Origin of the sequence: Streptomyces sp. NPDC048650, assembly GCF_043199095.1 — a bacterium.
Classification (GTDB): Bacteria; Actinomycetota; Actinomycetes; order Streptomycetales; family Streptomycetaceae; genus Streptomyces.
On record NZ_JBICVM010000005.1, the window covers coordinates 152,266 to 168,202 of the forward strand.

Consider the following 15,937-nt stretch of genomic DNA (forward strand, 5'->3'; position numbering starts at 1 on the left):
ACCGGTCGGTGGTGGAGCGGCCGCGGCTCGCGGCTAGACGTTCGGGCTCTTGAAGCGGGCGAGCACCTGACTGTCCGCCTCGGCGTTCGCGATGTGCTGCTTCAGCATGGAGTCGTTGAAGTTCTCGTCGGCCTCGTGGTTCTTGGCCATGTTGTTCAACCCGCCGCCGATCTCCTGGAGCTTGGCGGCGAGATGGCCCATCGACTCGTACATGCCGTCCCGCAGACCCTCGTAGACGACACCGAACTTCTCCCCGAGGTCGTCGTCCCCCCACGGCGGCGTGTCCTGGCCCTCCAGGGCCGTCAGACCGCTTTGCAGCGTATCGACCAACTTCTGGTAATCCTTGCCGATTCGGTCGAAATCTCCGCCGCCCGTACGGAGCGACTGGATGTCGGCCTTGAGTCCGTCTCCCACCAAGGTGCCCTTCGCTTGGATCCCGCCATGACCGCGCAGATGCTGATTGATACCGATCGGTACTGAAAATTTTAACCACCAGACCTGACATGTCCTCAAGCTGGTGTTTGCTACGGCTTCGTTACAACCTGCGGTGCCGCCTGTGGTGAAGACGTGAAGGGGCGGGGTTCGCCGCTGTGGTCGGGCGCCCCGGCCGGCCACGCCGGATGCTCGGCGAGGCCGACGGCGGTACGGGGGAAGTCCACACAACATGCCGCAGAGTACGTGATGTCCGTGGTGTGGTGGCGTGGAACGTATCGAAAGCCGCATGCCGACGCCACGAGAGGGCCATGAACCGGGTGAGCGGAGATGCGTCCGCTTCTCCTCCCGGCGGTGGCGGTGGCGGTGGAGGTGGAGGTGGAGGTGGCAGCGGCGGTGGTCGTCGTCGCGTTCACGCCGCCGGGCGTTCATATCGCCGGCAGGAAGTCGTCACGGCGGATCGGAATGCCGACCGACCGGATCCGGTTCCGGCCGACATGACTGCCGGAACGCGCCCTCGGCGCCAAGCTCCTGACCGAGGCGGGCTTCGGTGTGCGGTTCGAGCGGCCCATCTCCCGGCCGTGTGAACTCCTCACCGTCCTGGGTCAGTTGACAGGATCCGGTGCCGCCGACTGCCACGGCGAACTGCTCACCGCGGCCACCCCGATGCCCGCGCGGGTGCCGGGTGCCGGGTGCCGAGGCCGGGGCCGGGGTGCCGCTGACCGTTGGGGACGGAGGTCGCGGGGGACGCCGACCGCCGTCGGACCTGGTGGCTCCTGGGGGAGCCGGCCGGGCCAGGTGACGGGCGGCGGCCGGCCCCCAGGCGTCCAACCGGCCTATACTGTCCGGCGGATCAGGTCTGCCGCCTTCTCCGCGATCGCCATCGTCGCCGGGTTCGTATTGACGGAGACGATCGTGGGCATGACCGACGCATCGACCACCCGCAGGCCCGCCAGGCCGTGGACGGTCAGGTCCGGGGCCACCACCGCGTCGACCCCGGTGCCCATCGCGCAGCTGCCCACGGGGTGGAAGTACGTCCCGGTGGCGGCCCCCAGGTAGCGGCGCAGCCCCGCCTCGTCGGTGACGGGGTCCCCGGGGAGGGCCTCGCGCGAGCGCCACGGGTCGAACGGTCCCGCCGCGGCGATGTCCCGCGCCACCTCGATGCCGTGGAGCATGCGCCGGACGTCCGACTCCGTGCCGAGGTAGTTGGGGTCGATCAGCGGCGCGGTGTGCGGGTCGGCATCGGCCAGACGCACCGAGCCCCGGCTCTGCGGCACCGTTGCCACGGCGAGGGTGAAGCCGTGGGCCGGGGCCGGCATCGTCGGCGGGAGGTAAGGGGCGTGGATGAACATCAGCTGCATGTCCGGCCCCGGCAGGGACGCCTCGCTGCGCCAGAGCAGTGAGGACTCCGCGAGGTTGGTGAGCGCCGGCGGGATCGGTCGGCTCGCCTCGTAGACGACCGGGCAGAGCGGGTGGTCGTGCAGGTTGCGCCCGACCCCGGGCAGGTCGTGGCGGACGGCGACACCGGCCCGCCGCAGCTCGTCCGCGGGGCCGATGCCCGAAAGCAGGAGCAGGCGGGGCGAGTCGACGGCGCCGGAGCTGACGATCACCTCGGCGTTGGCTCGCGCGATGAGCGTCTCGCCGTCCCGCTCGAACTCCACGCCGGTGCACCGGTTGCCGTCGAAGAGCAGGCGGCGTGCCCGAGAGCCGGTCGAGACGGTCAGCCGCGGCCGTTCGGCGCGGACCGGGTGCAGGTACGCCCGTGCCGTGCTCTGCCGCGTGCCGTCGGCGATGTTCATGTCGTGCCACCCGGCGCCCTCCTGGTCGGCGCCGTTGAAGTCCTCCGTCGGCGGGTGGCCCGCCGCGACCGCGGCGTCGATGAAGACCTGCGACAGCGGGTTGGCGTCCTGGGGCCGTGCCTGTGCCGGGCGCATCGGGCCGCTGTCGCCGCGGAACTTCGGATCCTTCCCGGCGACGGTCTCCATCTGCCGGAAGTACGGCAGGAGCGCGTCGTAGTCCCACCCGGCGCAGCCGGACGCCGCCCAGCGGTCGAAGTCGTTGCGGTGTCCGCGGAGGAACACCATGGCGTTGATCGCGCTGGAGCCGCCCAGAGTCCTGCCGCGCGGGTACGGGAGTGCCGCGCCGCCGATTCCGGCCTGCGGCACGGTGCGATAGCCGTGGTCGACCTCGGTGCCCCCCAGTGCGGGCCAGGAGGGCGGCGCGGCCAGTTCCGCCTTCGTGTCCGCGGGCCCCGCTTCGAGCAGCAGCACCGTGCGGTCCGTGTCCTCGGACAGTCGCGCGGCGAGCACGCAGCCGGCCGATCCGGCGCCGACGATGATGTGGTCGAACTCCTGCGACACCACGGTGTCCCCTCCCCATGCCGATGTGCTGACCGACCGCGCCCGTTCGGCGTCGTCGGCGTACAGGTTCGCCCGGCTGACGACGGTACGGATGTCACCCGGGCCGGGGTCGATTGTCGCGTGACGCCGGCCATCCGGTGGGCGGAACGACGCAGCGGGGTGCGGCGGCCGCCGGTCAGCGCACGATGATCCGCGCGGCCACGCAGGGATCCTCGTTGCGGTAGCCGAGGCGGGTGTAGAGCCGCTCGGCGGGGGTGTTGTCGGCCAGCTGCCACAGGGTGCAGAAGCCGTAGCGGCGAACGGCGTAGCGGGTCAGCCACGACGTCAGCGCGGCGCCCAGGCCCTGGCCGCGCTGCGCGGCGTCCGTCGCGACGGACGCCATCAGCGGAGCGCCGCTGTCCCGCAGGCTGCTCAGGGCGCCGCAGGCCACCAGCCGCCCGTCCGCACCGCGGATGCCGACCCACAGACTGACGGCGGCGGAACCGGGTCCGGTCGAATGGCCCGGGCTGTGTTCGTTGAGGAAGGCGAGCAGCTCGTCGTGGTGGGATGCGTCGAGCTCGACGACCCGTTCCTCCGCCCGGTGGACGGGGGGTTCGTCCAGCGTCCAGCGGAAGACCCATTCGACGACATCGGTCACCGGCAGGTGGCGGCCGACCAGGGCCTCCGTGTGCCGCGGGCCGGTGAACTCCGTTACCTGATCCGACAGTCCATGGGCGGCACGCAGGACGAGACCGGCCGCGGCGTCGGGTTCGCCGACGCTCCACAGGTGACCTCGGGCATCGTCGAGCCAGGCGGCGGCGCCGTTGCCGGACCAACTGACGCGGTCGGCCGCCCGTCGCCGCGCGGCGCCGAAGCGCAGCAGGGCGGAGCCGGCCTGACGCTCCAGGCCCTCGTGGAACAGGTCTGCGGTCCGGGGGACAAGTGTCGTTGCCTGCATCGCTCTCTGGGAAGGACGTAGGTGAGGTGACGGCCCGGACGCGCGCAGGGCGCGGCCGGAACCACGGTCTGGGGTATGGGGGTTCCCGGCGGCGGCTGCGCACACGGGCGCGCCCGGCCGACCGGGGCGGTCCACTGTCGCACACCGCCCCTGGCCTGGGGCAAATTCACGGAACGCAGCACGAACGATCACCGGGTGTCATGTCCGGCACCGGTCGGAGCCGGCCGGACCCGCCGCTCGCCGGGCCCTCCCGACGGCGAAGCTCCGCCGCCCGCTGCCCGTCGATGGCGGCCGCCACGTCCGGTGCGGCCCTCTCGCCACGGACCTCCCTGCCGTACGACCATGACCACGCGCCGCATGCACTCCTCGTACGCTCCGTAGCCCTGCCCGGGAAAGGACGCTGCCCATGAGCAGACCCCTCGCCGTACGCGCCCGTGCCGTCCTGCTGTTCGCCGCCCTGCTCCTCGGAACGCCGCTCACCGCGCTGCCCGGACCGCTCGCCCACGCCGCCGACACCCCGCGGGGTCCGGCGGCCACCGACGACACGTACTGGACCCCGCAGCGGATGCGGACCGCGGAGCCCGTCTCCCTGCGCAGGCGCTCGTGGGAGACGCGGCCGGTGGCGGAGCCCGCCCCGCCCAGCCACCCGTTCGACGGCCTGCCTCAGGTGGGGACCTTCTTCTGGACGGACGGCAGCAACACCGGCCGGTTCTGCGGCGGGACGGTCGTCCGCAGCCCGCACCGCGATCTCGTGGTCACCGCCGCACACTGCCTGCGCGCCCCCGACCCGAAGCGCCATCTGTCGTTCGTGCCGCAGTACCACGAGGGCCGGAAGCCCTTCGGGGCCTTTCCCGTCGAGGCGATCTACCGCGACCATCGGTACGACGAACTCGGCACGGACGCGGGCGCCCGATGGGACTACGCGGTCGTACGCCTGGGGGCACGGGCGGACGGCACCGCGGTGCAGGACGCCACCGGCGGCTTCGACCTTCGCCCCTACCCGGGCTACGACCACCGCCGGGTACGGCTCATCGGCTACCCCGGCAACAGCGACACCACCCACCCCCAGCCGCTGGACTGCACCTCCGCCACACACCGGTACACCAGTACCGATCCGGCCGCGCCGGGAGACTTCCTGGAGATCGCCTGCGCGGGCTACATCGGCGGCACCTCCGGCGGGCCCTTCCTGGTGCGAAACCTCACCGGTCATGCCCTGATCGGCGTCATCGGCGGCTATCACACGGGCGGTGACTTCCCCGACGTCTCCTACAGCTCGTACTTCACCCTCGACACGGTCGCCCTCTATCTGCACGCCGTCCGGGGCGACGCCCCCGCCGCGCCGCGCTGAGGCAGGACGGGCCGGAGCTGCGGACGCTCACCAGGGCAGGGGCCCTTCCGCGTCGAAGTAACCCCCGGTAGGGCCGTCCGGGCCCACCTGCGCCATGCGAACGATGATCTCGGCGCCCTCCTCGACCGTCTGCACGCCGGTGTTCCCGTTCAGGTCGGTCTTGGTGAAGCCGGGCTCCACCGCGTTGATCCGCATGCCCGGGAACGCCTTCGCGTACTGCACGGTGATCATGTTGAGCGCGGTCTTCGACGCCGGGTAGGCGACGCCGGGGTAGCCGGCGGCCGGGTGGCCCGGTTCGGCCACGCGCGCGAGCGAGGCCAGGCCGCTGCTGACGTTGACCACGATCGGGGCGGCGGACCGCTGCAGCAGCGGCAGGAACGCGTGGGTGACGCGCACCGTGCCGAAGACGTTGGTCTCGAAGACCTCCCGCATCACGTCGGCGGTGAGGTCCGCGGCGCCCGCCACCTCGTTGTTCTCGCCCCGCGCCTCGATGCCGGCGTTGTTGACCAGCACGTCGAGGCCGCCGTCGGCCTCGATCGTCCTCACCGCGGCCGCGACGGACGCGTCGTCGGTGATGTCGAGCTGTACGAACCGCGCCCGCGGGCCCAGCTGCCCGGCCGCGCGACGGCCGCGGGCCGCGTCCCGGCTGCCGATGTGGACGGTGTGGCCCGCGGCGATGAGGCGGCGGGCGGTCTCGAGGCCGAGGCCCTTGTTCGCTCCGGTGATCAGTGTCGTCGTCATGTCTCCACCGTCCGCCACACCCGCCCGCGCTGCCAGGAGTCCCGCCTTCCTGGGACCAGCGGTACCAGGAAGCCACACGTCCGGCGGGGCACACTGGTCTCATGGCGACGGCGGAGTTCGGCAAGGCGGTGCGCCGCTGGCGCGACCGCGTCCCACCCGAGGCTGCCGGGCTGCCTGCCCGCGGGCAGCGGCGCGCGGCGGGCCTGCGCCGCGAGGAACTGGCCATGCTCGCCGGGATCTCCGTCGACTACGTCACCCGGCTCGAGCAAGGCCGCGCCACCAACCCCTCGACCCAGGTCGTCGAAGCCCTCGCCCGCGCCCTGCGGCTGTCGGAGGAGGAGCGCGCGCACCTGTTCCGACTGGCCGGGCTCGCGCCGCCGGGACCGGAGACGGTGCCCACGTACCTCACCCCGAGCGTCCAGCGGCTGCTGGACCGGCTGACGGAGACGCCCGTGGCGGTCTTCGACGCCACCTGGACCCTGCTCGTGGCCAACGCCCCGTACGCGGCACTGATGGGTGACCCGTCCGCCCGGCGTGGCAACGAGCGCAACGGCGTGTGGCGCCACTTCCTCGGCCCCGGCACCGGGGCCCGCCGCACGCCGCAGGCGCAGGGCGACCATGAAGCCGCGCTCGTCGCCGACCTGCGCGCCGCCGCCGAACGCTACCCGGCCGACCGGTGGCTGCAGCGGCTGATCGCGGAACTGCGCGCGGGCAGCGGGCGGTTCGCCGAACTGTGGGTCACGGCAGCGGCCGGCCGCCACGGGGCCTCGCGCAAGACGATCGACCACCCGCAGGTCGGGCCCGTGACGCTGGACTGCGACGTCCTCACTGTGGCGGGCGGCGACCTGCGCATCATGGTCTACACGGCCGAACCCGGCACCGAGGATGCCGAACGCCTCGCCCTGCTGACCGTGCTCGGCACCCAGGACCTCATCGGCCCCGCTCCGTGACGAGCCCCGCCGGACCCGGCAGGCTCACCAGGTGTCGCGCTCAGCCCCGTCAGGGAGGACGGCACACCCCTTAGCGTGGTGCGATGCAGAACTCCGGGCAGTCGGGCGAGCCCCCGCCCACCAGCGACCGTGACTTTCCGGCACAGCGCGCGGCGTGCTCCGGCGGGCTGGACGAGCTCGACGCGCAGCTGATCGGCTGCCGTGCCTGTCCCCGGCTGGTGGCCTGGCGGGAGGAGGTCGGGGCGGCCCGGCGGGCGGCGTACCGCGACTGGGAGTACTGGGCGAAGCCGGTGCCGGGATTCGGTCCGCCGGATGCCGCCCTGGCGGTGGTCGGGTTGGCACCTGCCGCGCACGGCGCCAACCGCACGGGACGCATGTTCACCGGGGACGCCTCCGGCGACTTCCTGTTCGCTGCGATGCACGCCGCCGGTCTCGCCTCCCGGCCGGACGCCACGCACCCGGGGGACGGTCTGGAGCTGTACGGGGTCCGGATCACGGCACCGGTCCATTGCGCCCCGCCGCAGAACAAGCCGACCCCCGACGAGCGGAACACCTGCCGGCCCTGGCTGTCGAGGGAACTGGAACTCCTCGGCCCGAGCCTGAAGGCCGTGATCGTCCTCGGTGCCTTCGGCTGGCAGGCGCTGCTGCCCGTCCTCCGCGACGCGGGGTGGCAGCTTCCTCGCCCCCGCCCCTCCTTCGGTCACGGCGCGGAGCTGACCCTGCCCCGCATCGGCGGCGGCCGCCCGCTGCACGTGCTGGGGAGCTACCACCCCAGCCAGCGCAACACCTTCACCGGCAGACTCACCCCGGCCATGCTTCTCGACCTGCTGACCCGGGCCGCGTCGCTGGCGGAGCTGGCGGCCGGGGGGCCTACTGGATGACGCCGAGCTCGGTCATCTCGGTGATCGTGCCGCCCTTCAGGCCGATGTCGTAGAAGTTGCCGCCGTTGCAGAACTCCTTGGCCTGCGGGGTCGCCCGCCCGCCGTCGTAGCTGGTGCCGCCCGGGTCGGCGCACTGCTTCACATGCGCGATCCCGCTGTGCGGACCCGACTTGTCGGTGCGTCGTGCGGGCCCGTTCTGCTGCCACACCGTCACCTTGGCGTCAGGGGAGAAGCGGTAGGTGTGGTCCGGGCCGGCGGGGCGGAGGTGGACGCCCTGGGCGCAGGAGAGCTTCGCGGGCCGGGCGATGACGTTGTTCATGGCTCCTTCGACGCCCGTGACCCAGACGAAGGCATGGCCGGCGCCGAGCTTCGGGCATCGCGCGCCGACCTGGCCGCCGTCCGGGGGCGTCGAGGGGTCGGCGCTCACCGAGGGCCCGGCGGCGGCGGGGGAGCCGGTGCTCGCCGAGGGGCTGGGGTCGCCGGCGGCAGAGCCCTTGTCCTCGGGCCCGCAGGCCGTCAGGGCGAGGGCTCCGGAGACGAGCAGGGCCGCGGCGAAGACACGATGCACCGCGAAGACACGATGCACCGCGAAGGCGTGACGCACCGCGAAGGCATGACGAAAGGACAACTTTCCCCCATGTGTGCGCACCCGGTCGGTGGATGACGGGGCGTAGGACGAGTGCCGGTCCGCGGTCGATCGCGGCCGCCCGGCGAAGATCACCGCGGCATCGTACAGTCGTGCGGCCACCCGTCCGGGGGCCCCTGGTAAAGACTTGATGAGGGATCGTCGGGGGCCGCCCTCCGAGGGCGTACGAGGCCGGGAGCCGCTCCCGGGGGTCAGCAACCGGGGCGGAGCAGGTCTTCGGGGGCGAGGGGCAGGTTGCGGATACGGCGTCCGGTGGCGTGATGGACGGCGTTGGCGATGGCCGCGGCGGCGCCGACCTGGCCGACCTCGCCGACGCCCTTCACGCCGAGCGGATTGACGATCTCGTCCGCCACCTCCACGAGTTCGATCTCCACTTCGGGGGAATCGGCGTTGACCGGCACGAGATAGTCACCCAGGCTCGAGGCGACCCAGCGGCCGCGGCGCGGGTCCATGCGGTTGCCCTCCAGGAGGGCTTGGCCCAGTCCCCAGAGCATCCCGCCCATGAGCTGGCTGCGGGCCGTCTTGGGGTTGAGGACCCGGCCGGGAGCGAAAGCGCCGACCATGCGGCGGACCCGGGCGAGCCCGAGGTCCGGATCGACAGCCACCTCGGCGAACTGGGCACCGAAGGTCATCATCGCGTAGCGGGTGCTCTGCGGCGACGGGGACCAGGAGCCGGCCGCCTCGACGTCGGGGAGGAAGTTGCGGTGGAGCAGATCGCTGTAGCCCTCCCCGGTCCCGGGGGCGGCGCGGAGCGCCATGCGGCCGTCCCGAACGGTGATGTCGGCGGGATCGGCGCCGTGCAGGGGAGACTGGGTGTCCGCGACGGCCTGCGCCACGAGCTGGTCGCGCAGACGGGTCGCGGCGGTGTGGACGGCCGCGCTGATCATCCCCGCTCCGGAGGAGCCGACCGCGGCGGCGATGGTGGGCAGCATCGTGTCGCCCCCCTCGAAGCGGCAGCGCTCCACGGGGAGCCCGAGCGCGTCGGCGGCCACCTGGGTCATGACGGTGGCGACCCCGGTGCCGAAGTCGGGCGTCGCGGCCTGCACCACGGCGGTGCCGTCGGCGTACAGCCGGGCCCGCGCGCGCTGCGGGTTGTTGGGCCCGAAGACGGGGTATCCGGAGGCGGCCATGCCGTAGCCGATCAGCCAGTGTCCGTCGCGGTGGGACCCGGGTACGGGGTTGCGCCGATGCCAGCCGAAGCGTTCGGCGCCCCGCCGGTAGCACTCCTTGAGCCCGGAACTGGACCAGGGGCGACCGGTGTTGGGGTCGGCGTCGGTGTAGTTGCGCAGCCGCAGTTCGACCGGGTCGATGCCCAGTTGGTGGGCGAGGTCGTCCATGGTGCACTCGAGCGCGAACATGCCGGACGCCTCGCCGGGGGCCCGCATGAACGTCGGCGTCATGGTGTTGGCGCGGATCAGCCGGTAGACGCCTTCGTAGTGCGGACAGGCGTAGATCTGGGAGGCGACGCTGAGGGAGGGCTCGGCCCAGTCGTCGAAGTGCGAGGTGGGCGAGAGCTTGTGGTGGCACAGCGCGATGAGCCGGCCCTCGCCGTCCGCGCCCAGGCTGATGTGCTGCTCCTGCTCCTCGCGGTGGCCGACCGAGGTGAACATCTGGTCACGGGTGAGGGCGAGTCTGACGGGGCGTCCGACCCGGCGGGCGGCGAGCGCGGCCAGCGCGGGGTGCGCCCAGATCATGGCCTTGCAGCCGAAGCTGCCGCCGACGTAGTGCGAGAGCACACGCACCTTCGACGGCGTCACGCCGAGCAGCGCGGCCACGGTGAGCTGGGTGGCCGCCACTCCCTGCGTGGCGTCGTAGAGCGTGAGCTGGTCCCCGTCCCAGGCCGCGGTGGTGGTCGAGGGCTCGATGGGATTGTGGTTGTTCGCGGCGAAGGCGTAGGTGGCGTCGATGCGCACCTCTGCCCCGGAGAGCCCGGTCTCGACATCGCCGCGCCGGTTCCGGCCAGGGACGAAGCCGGCGAAGATCGCCTCGGGCTCGTACGCCGCGCTCCGGGCCTGGTCGAGGGTGGTGACCGAGGGCGTCTGCTCGTATGTGACACGGATCAGCGCGCTCGCGTGCTGGGCACGCTCCAGGGTGTCGGCGACGACGAGGGCGACGGGCTGCCCGGTGTAGTGGACGACGTCGTCCTGGAGGGGGAAGAAGGTCTGGCCCGGGGCGGGCATCCCCGCCAGGGAGGGGAGCAGCGGGGGCTGCGTGGCGATCCTGGGCAGATTCTCGTGGGTCAGGACGGCGAGCACTCCGCCGGCCTGCAGCGCCTCGGCGGTGTCGATGCCGGTGACCCGGCCGCTCGGCACCCGCGCACCGACCAGGGCCGCATACGTCATGTTGGCGAGGAGGACGTCCCCGGAGTACTGCGCGCCACCGGTGACCTTGTGGCGGCCGTCGACCCGGTCGACGGGTCGGCCGATCGCGAGGGCTGTGGTCATGACCGCCCCTCCGTACCGGTGAGCGTTTCGAGTACGCGGACCATGGCCCGCTGGGCCAGCTCGGCCTTGAAGGCGTTGAGCGGCATCGTGCGGGCAGCGGCGAGCTCCTCGCGGGCGGCCCGCGCGAAGACCGCGGTGTCGGCGGTTGCACCCCGGAGGATCTCCTCCGCGCGACGGGCCCGCCACGGCTTGGTGGCGACGCCGCCCAGTGCGATCCGTACGTCGTCGAGCACGCCGTCCGTCACGGTGACCGCGGCGGCGACGGACGTCAGGGCGAATTCGTACGACTCGCGGTCGCGGACCTTCAGATAGCGCGAGGTACGGGCGGCGGGGGTGCCCGGCACCTCGATCCCCACCACCAGCTCCCCGTGCTCCAGTGGATGCTCCAGGTGCGGGGTGCTGCCGGGCAGCAGGAAGAAATCGTCGATCGGGTACACCTGCCGGCCGCGCGGGCTCTCGGTGTGGACACGGGCGTCCAGCGCCGTCAGCGCCACGGCGACGTCCGACGGGTGGGTGGCGATGCAGTGATCGCTGACCCCGAGGACGGCATGACCGCGGTGGAAGCCGTCCAGTGCGCTGCACCCGCTCCCCGGGTCGCGCTTGTTGCACGGTGATGTGGCGTCGCGGAAGTAGCCGCAGCGCACGCGCTGCATCATGTTGCCGCCCACGCTGGCCATGTGGCGCAGCTGCGCCGAGGCGCCGAGAACGAGCGCCTCGGCGATCACCGGGAAGCGCTCCCGCACGGCGGGGGCCTCGGCCACCTCGCTCATCCGGGCCAGGGCACCGATGTGGACGCCGCCGTCGGGCCGGTCCTCGATCTGGGCGAGGGGCAGATCGTTGATGTCCACGAGACGGCGCGGCAGCAGCACGTTCTGCCGCAGCAGATCGATCTCGGTGGTTCCCCCGGCGAGGAAGTCGCTGGTGGGGTCCGCGGCGACGGCGGCGACCGCGTCGGCCACCGCGCTGGCGCGGGAGTAGCTGATGGGCCGCACGACGGGCCTCCTCAGGTCTGGTCGCGGACGGCGCGGATGGCGGCCCGGATGTGGGGGTAGGCCGCGCAGCGGCAGAGGTTGCCGCTCATCCACTCCCCGATCTCGGCGTCGTCGGAGGCATGGCCCTCCTCCAGCAGCGCCACCGCGGACATGATCTGGCCGGGGGTGCAGAAACCGCACTGGAAGGCGTCCTGCTCGATGAAGGCGCTCTGCATGGCGTGCAGCGCGTCCCCCTCGGCGAGCCCCTCGACGGTGGTCACCTCATGCCCTTCGCAGGTGATCGCCAAGGTGAGGCAGGCCAGGACGCGACGCCCGTCGACCCAGACGGTGCAGGCACCGCAGGTGCCCTGGTCGCACCCCTTCTTGGCGCCCGTCAGCGCCAGCCGTTCACGCAGCGCGTCCAGGAGGCTGACCCGCGGCTCGATGTCGAACGTGTGCTCGGTTCTGTTGATCGACAGGGTGACGCGTACCGGCTCGGGGCCCCGCTCCGGGAGAACGGCGGCCGTGGTCGCCCGGGACGGGATATGGGGGGCAGACACTGGCATTACCTCCTCGGGACGGCTATTTCATCCTGTTTCATCCCCGAGAAGGTCGCGACCGGACGTGCCTGACCTCGGCGGACGCCGGTCCGCATCGGAAGAGTGGCGCCGCATGCCGGCGCCGCGCGGTCCGGACGCGCCCGCTGGTGACACAACGGTGACCTGACACCCCACAACCGTCAACGGGCCTGAGCGGTCTGTTCCTTCGGGCGCAGGGAGCGCCCGCGAGAGGGACTGGGGGAGTGCCATGGGGAGTGCCATGAAGCGTGGGCAACGAGGCATCGTCGTCACCGCACTGGCCGCTGCGGGGACGATCGGCGCGACCGGGTTCGCGGCGCCCGCGTCGGCGGCGACGGCCCCGCTGGCCGCGTACAACGGCGCCTGCGGGGCCGGGTACACCGTTGTGGACTCCAGCGACGTCGGCACGCTGGGCACGGTGTATCTGACGTGGAACGACCGGAACGGTGAGAACTGCGTGGTGACCGTGCGCACCAAGCCGGGCGCGGCGGTCTACATGCACGCGAAGGTGTTCCAGACCGACGACACGCAGATCAGCTCGTCGGATTCGGGCGCCTACACCTCCTACGCAGGTCCCGTCCACATCCCGGCGCGCTTCGCGTGCGTCACCTGGCGAGGGCAGATAGCGGACCAGTACGTCGTGAACACCGGCCACTGCGGCTGACCGTCGTGAACACCGGCCACTGCGGCTGACCGGGCCCACTGCGGCGGCTCGGGCCCCACCGCCGACGGCCGCAGACGAGGCGCTGCCGCTGCCGCGCCCGACCGCCCGACCGCCCGCCCGCTCAGCTCCGCGGTCCGGGCGCCGGCCGGCCGGGCGCGATGCGCGGCGGTGTTCCGTCCAGGACGGCGGTGACGAGGTGCGTGGTCAGCCGGTGCCAGTGGCGGGCGCCGCGGAGCATGGCGTGCCCGCCGGAGGGCATGGCGATCGCATGGACCCGGCTTCCTCCCATCCGGGCGCGGTCGGCGAAGTGCCAGGTGTCCTCGGCCCGGGTGACGCGGTCGCACGGGTCGTGCAGCAGCGCGAGCGTCCGGCCCCGAAGGTGGCCGACGGGTTCGTCCTCCGGGCACCACGGCGCGAGGGCGACGATGCCGCGGACCGCGGGATGACCGCCGATGCGCAGCGCCGCCCGGCCCCCCATGGAGTGGCCGACGAGCACTACCGGCACCCCCGGTGCGCGGGCGGCGAGCTCGTCGAGGGCCTGCCCGGCGTCCTGGGCGGCGTCGGCCCGTGCGCCGTTCCAGCCGCGGTGGCGGTAGCGCACAAGGGCGAGCAGCGGGTCGTCTGCGCGCAGGCTGCGCGCGAGCGCGGACCCGAAGGGCCGCATCCGCAGCGCGGGCAGATGGAGCCGGGGCGGCGGAGCGAGGCTGTCGGCCCGCCCGCCGTGCAGCAGCAGGACGGCCGTCCGCGGGGCCGTCGGCGCGGTGAGCAGGCGCAGCGGGCCGGGGGCGCCCCGGTGCCCGCCGCTGTCGCCGGACCCGGGGCCGGGGCCCATGAGCCCGGTGGTGCCGGTCGTCATCGCCGTCCCGCCTCCCGATGCGCCCGGCGGCGCGGCGGCAGCGGAAGGAATCCGCTGGTGCGCGCCCGGTACGCGGCGTATCCCGGACGGTCCGCCAGATGGTTCTCCAGCAGCCGTTTGCCGCTGCCGTACGTCAGCAGCCAGCTCATGACCAGCGGCGAGACGACGGAGACCGCGGCCGACTGCACGGTGCCGCAGGCCAACAGGAACAGGCCCCACCAGACGAGGAGGTCGCCGAAGTAGTTGGGGTGACGGGTCCAGGCCCACAGCCCGCGGTCCATGACCCGGCCGCGGTTGTCCGGGTCGGCCCTGAAGCGGGCGAGCTGGAAGTCTCCGATCCCTTCGAAGGCGAGACCGACGGCCCACAGCAGCCCGCCGGCGACGGCCACGGCGTCCAGCGGGGCGGCGACGTACCCGGCCGCCTGTACCGGAAGCGACACCAGCCACACCAACGCCCCCTGGAGGAGATAGACCTTGCGCAGTGCACAGACGTTCCGGTTGCCCCGGGCCTTCGCCAGCATGCGTGCGTAGCGGGGGTCCTCCCCGTGGCCGCGACTGCGCCGGGCGATGTGCACGGCCAGGCGCAGCCCCCAGACCACCGTGGCGAGCGTCACCAGGAGGCGCCGCCCGTCGTCGCCGTGTCCCGCGGACAGCACCCAGCTGACCAGTGCGACCGCCGCGAACGCGGCACCCCAGGCGACGTCCACGACGCGGTGTACGCCCTTGGCCAGGGCGACTCCGAAGGTGGCCAGCATGACGGCGAACGCGGCGCCCGCCCCGGCCGCGAGGTTGACGGCGAAGGCCGCCCAGGGGAATCCGTTCACCTGCGGACCTCCGACGCGTACCGGTCGTGGGGCGCGTACCAGTCGTGGGGCGTCGCGGGGAGGTCCGCCGCCCCCTCTGCCGTCGGGCGCACGGCGAGGACCTGGTCCACGCCCATCCGGCGCTCGGTGAACGCCAGCCCGCCGCCCGCCAGATAGAGCCGCCACACCCGCGCGGTCGCCTCCCCGCCCAGTGCCACGAACTCCGCCCAGTGCTCCTCCAGCGTCCGGTGCCAGGCGGCGATCGTGTGTGCGTAGTGCTCGCGCAGCGACTCGACCGACCGTACTTCCAGCCCGGCCGTCTCCAGCAGGCCGACGGTCTCACCCACCGGGCGCATGTGCATGTCGGGTGCGATGTAGGACTCGATGAACGCACCGCCTCCGGGGGCGTTGGCGCCGCGCGACATCTGCTGGATCAGCAGCCGGCCCCGGGGGCGCAGCAGGCCGTGGAGCCGGGCGGCGAACCCCTGGTACTCGGCGTCGCCGACGTGCTCGCCCATCTCGACGGCGCAGATGGCGTCATGGCCGCCGGACGCGGCCTCGATGTCGCGGTAGTGGCGCAGTTCGACGTCGACCAGGTCGTCCAGCCCCTCCTCCCGGACTCGGGCGGCGACGACGTCACGCTGTTCCCGCGAGAGCGTGACCGCCGTGACGGAAGCCTTGAACTCCCGTGCCGCGTACAGCGACAGACTGCCCCAGCCGCAGCCGACGTCCAGCAGCCGGGATCCGGGCGCGAGGTCGAGCTTGCGGCAGATCAGCTCCAGCTTGTCCCGCTGCGCCTGGGCGAGGCCGTAGGACGGGGTCTCGGGGCGGGTCCAGTAGCCGCAGGAGTACGCCATCGACTCGTCCAGCAGCAGCGCGTACCAGTCGTTGGACATGTCGTAATGGTGGCTGATGGCGGCCCGGTCGCGGGTGGTGCTGTGCAGCCTGCCGCTCAGCTCGGCCCGCCGGGCGCGCGGCGCGGGCGGGCGGGGGCCGAGGGCTCCCAGGCGCAGCGCGGTCACGGCAGCCCTGGCCCGGTCCGCGAGTCCCGGCGCGGTGGGTGGCAGACCCCGTTCGCGCACGGACCGCCGGACCCGGCTCAGACCGTCGGCCAGGTCGCCGTCGATGTCCAGATCGCCGGCGATGTACGCCTGGGCCAGGCCGAGTTCGTCGGGTTGCCACAGCAGCCGGCGCAGCGCACGACGCGAGCGCAGCACGACCACCGGCGCCCCGGGCGGACCCGCTTCGCTGCCGTCCCAGGCGCGCATCCGTACCGGCACACTCCCCGCGAAGTACTCCTCCAGGAGCTGCATGAGCTGAGGGGCG

General features: G+C 73.0%; 16 protein-coding genes and 1 pseudogene. 6 read left to right on the plus strand and 11 right to left on the minus strand.

Annotated elements, in window-relative coordinates:
* Positions 1-33: 33 nt before the first annotated feature.
* Positions 34-414 carry a hypothetical protein gene (locus ACGFML_RS15860; protein ID WP_393544014.1) on the minus strand — a complete coding sequence of 127 codons (381 nt, stop codon included), beginning with the start codon at positions 412-414 and terminating at the stop codon, positions 34-36.
* Positions 415-762: 348 nt separating this feature from the next.
* On the opposite strand from ACGFML_RS15860, the gene ACGFML_RS15865 reads away from it, so the two are divergent.
* Both ACGFML_RS15865 and ACGFML_RS15870 read left to right on the plus strand, forming a co-directional pair.
* Complete coding sequence (locus ACGFML_RS15865; protein WP_393544016.1) at positions 763-933, plus strand: hypothetical protein; 171 nt, start codon at positions 763-765, stop codon at positions 931-933.
* A gap of 12 nt (positions 934-945) precedes the next feature.
* A pseudogene (locus ACGFML_RS15870) lies at positions 946-1,122 on the plus strand (LLM class F420-dependent oxidoreductase); the annotation flags it as partial.
* Positions 1,123-1,268: 146 nt separating this feature from the next.
* Here the strand turns inward: ACGFML_RS15870 and ACGFML_RS15875 are convergent.
* Together ACGFML_RS15875 and ACGFML_RS15880 are read right to left on the minus strand one after the other, a co-directional pair.
* Positions 1,269-2,795, minus strand: a complete 1,527-nt coding sequence (locus ACGFML_RS15875) for a GMC family oxidoreductase (RefSeq protein ID WP_393544017.1) — start codon at positions 2,793-2,795, stop codon at positions 1,269-1,271.
* 172 nt (positions 2,796-2,967) lie between these two features.
* A complete protein-coding gene (locus ACGFML_RS15880; protein WP_393544019.1) occupies positions 2,968-3,729 on the minus strand; it encodes a GNAT family N-acetyltransferase in 762 nt (253 codons plus the stop codon).
* 406 nt (positions 3,730-4,135) lie between these two features.
* On the opposite strand from ACGFML_RS15880, the gene ACGFML_RS15885 reads away from it, so the two are divergent.
* On the plus strand, positions 4,136-5,077 hold the full coding sequence (locus tag ACGFML_RS15885) for a trypsin-like serine peptidase (protein WP_393544021.1): 942 nt from the start codon (positions 4,136-4,138) through the stop codon (positions 5,075-5,077).
* 27 nt (positions 5,078-5,104) lie between these two features.
* Here the strand turns inward: ACGFML_RS15885 and ACGFML_RS15890 are convergent, their stop codons facing one another.
* Positions 5,105-5,818: an SDR family NAD(P)-dependent oxidoreductase gene (locus ACGFML_RS15890; RefSeq protein ID WP_393544023.1), complete on the minus strand. Its 714-nt coding sequence runs from the start codon at positions 5,816-5,818 to the stop codon at positions 5,105-5,107.
* A 101-nt stretch (positions 5,819-5,919) separates the two neighbouring features.
* Here ACGFML_RS15890 and ACGFML_RS15895 point away from each other — a divergent pair, with 101 nt between their 5' ends.
* A complete protein-coding gene (locus tag ACGFML_RS15895; protein WP_393544025.1) occupies positions 5,920-6,768 on the plus strand; it encodes a helix-turn-helix transcriptional regulator in 849 nt (282 codons plus the stop codon).
* Between the two features lie 83 nt (positions 6,769-6,851).
* Complete coding sequence (locus ACGFML_RS15900) at positions 6,852-7,649, plus strand: uracil-DNA glycosylase (RefSeq protein ID WP_393544027.1); 798 nt, start codon at positions 6,852-6,854, stop codon at positions 7,647-7,649.
* On the opposite strand, the gene ACGFML_RS15905 is transcribed toward ACGFML_RS15900, so the two are convergent.
* The 4 genes from ACGFML_RS15905 to ACGFML_RS15920 form a co-directional block, all read right to left on the minus strand.
* Entirely contained in the window at positions 7,639-8,277 is a 639-nt protein-coding gene (locus ACGFML_RS15905) for a hypothetical protein (RefSeq protein ID WP_393544029.1), read from the minus strand. The two genes, ACGFML_RS15900 and ACGFML_RS15905, sit on opposite strands and share 11 nt — an antisense overlap.
* A gap of 209 nt (positions 8,278-8,486) precedes the next feature.
* Positions 8,487-10,739: a xanthine dehydrogenase family protein molybdopterin-binding subunit gene (locus tag ACGFML_RS15910; protein WP_393544031.1), complete on the minus strand. Its 2,253-nt coding sequence runs from the start codon at positions 10,737-10,739 to the stop codon at positions 8,487-8,489.
* Positions 10,736-11,731, minus strand: coding sequence for an FAD binding domain-containing protein (locus tag ACGFML_RS15915; RefSeq protein WP_393544033.1), 996 nt, complete (start codon positions 11,729-11,731; stop codon positions 10,736-10,738). Before ACGFML_RS15915 ends, ACGFML_RS15910 begins: the two co-directional genes overlap by 4 nt.
* 11 nt (positions 11,732-11,742) lie before the next feature.
* Positions 11,743-12,276, minus strand: coding sequence for a (2Fe-2S)-binding protein (locus ACGFML_RS15920; protein ID WP_393544034.1), 534 nt, complete (start codon positions 12,274-12,276; stop codon positions 11,743-11,745).
* A gap of 253 nt (positions 12,277-12,529) precedes the next feature.
* Here ACGFML_RS15920 and ACGFML_RS15925 point away from each other — a divergent pair, with 253 nt between their 5' ends.
* The gene (locus tag ACGFML_RS15925) at positions 12,530-12,952 is read left to right on the plus strand and encodes a spore-associated protein A (RefSeq protein ID WP_393544036.1); all 423 of its coding nucleotides are present in this window, start codon (positions 12,530-12,532) and stop codon (positions 12,950-12,952) included.
* A gap of 121 nt (positions 12,953-13,073) precedes the next feature.
* Here the strand turns inward: ACGFML_RS15925 and ACGFML_RS15930 are convergent, their stop codons facing one another.
* From ACGFML_RS15930 to ACGFML_RS15940, 3 genes are read right to left on the minus strand one after another with little or no spacing between them, the layout of a single operon-like run.
* Positions 13,074-13,808, minus strand: a complete 735-nt coding sequence (locus ACGFML_RS15930) for an alpha/beta hydrolase (RefSeq protein ID WP_393544038.1) — start codon at positions 13,806-13,808, stop codon at positions 13,074-13,076.
* Entirely contained in the window at positions 13,805-14,632 is an 828-nt protein-coding gene (locus ACGFML_RS15935; RefSeq protein ID WP_393544040.1) for a DUF1295 domain-containing protein, read from the minus strand. Before ACGFML_RS15935 ends, ACGFML_RS15930 begins: the two co-directional genes overlap by 4 nt.
* Positions 14,629-15,924 carry a class I SAM-dependent methyltransferase gene (locus ACGFML_RS15940; RefSeq protein WP_393544677.1) on the minus strand — a complete coding sequence of 432 codons (1,296 nt, stop codon included), beginning with the start codon at positions 15,922-15,924 and terminating at the stop codon, positions 14,629-14,631. Before ACGFML_RS15940 ends, ACGFML_RS15935 begins: the two co-directional genes overlap by 4 nt.
* Between the last annotated feature and the right edge of the window lie 13 nt (positions 15,925-15,937).

Excerpts from the sequence above, each read along its gene's own strand:
- ACGFML_RS15890 (WP_393544023.1), bottom strand. The coding sequence starts at position 5,818 with ATGACGACGACACTGATCACCGGAGCGAACAAGGGCCTCGGCCTCGAG.
- ACGFML_RS15900 (WP_393544027.1), top strand. The coding sequence starts at position 6,852 with ATGCAGAACTCCGGGCAGTCGGGCGAGCCCCCGCCCACCAGCGACCGT.
- ACGFML_RS15925 (WP_393544036.1), top strand. The coding sequence starts at position 12,530 with ATGAAGCGTGGGCAACGAGGCATCGTCGTCACCGCACTGGCCGCTGCG.
- ACGFML_RS15930 (WP_393544038.1), bottom strand. The coding sequence starts at position 13,808 with ATGACGACCGGCACCACCGGGCTCATGGGCCCCGGCCCCGGGTCCGGC.
- ACGFML_RS15885 (WP_393544021.1), top strand. The coding sequence starts at position 4,136 with ATGAGCAGACCCCTCGCCGTACGCGCCCGTGCCGTCCTGCTGTTCGCC.
- ACGFML_RS15910 (WP_393544031.1), bottom strand. The coding sequence starts at position 10,739 with ATGACCACAGCCCTCGCGATCGGCCGACCCGTCGACCGGGTCGACGGC.
- ACGFML_RS15865 (WP_393544016.1), top strand. The coding sequence starts at position 763 with ATGCGTCCGCTTCTCCTCCCGGCGGTGGCGGTGGCGGTGGAGGTGGAG.
- ACGFML_RS15940 (WP_393544677.1), bottom strand. The coding sequence starts at position 15,924 with ATGCAGCTCCTGGAGGAGTACTTCGCGGGGAGTGTGCCGGTACGGATG.
- ACGFML_RS15895 (WP_393544025.1), top strand. The coding sequence starts at position 5,920 with ATGGCGACGGCGGAGTTCGGCAAGGCGGTGCGCCGCTGGCGCGACCGC.
- ACGFML_RS15880 (WP_393544019.1), bottom strand. The coding sequence starts at position 3,729 with ATGCAGGCAACGACACTTGTCCCCCGGACCGCAGACCTGTTCCACGAG.
- ACGFML_RS15920 (WP_393544034.1), bottom strand. The coding sequence starts at position 12,276 with ATGCCAGTGTCTGCCCCCCATATCCCGTCCCGGGCGACCACGGCCGCC.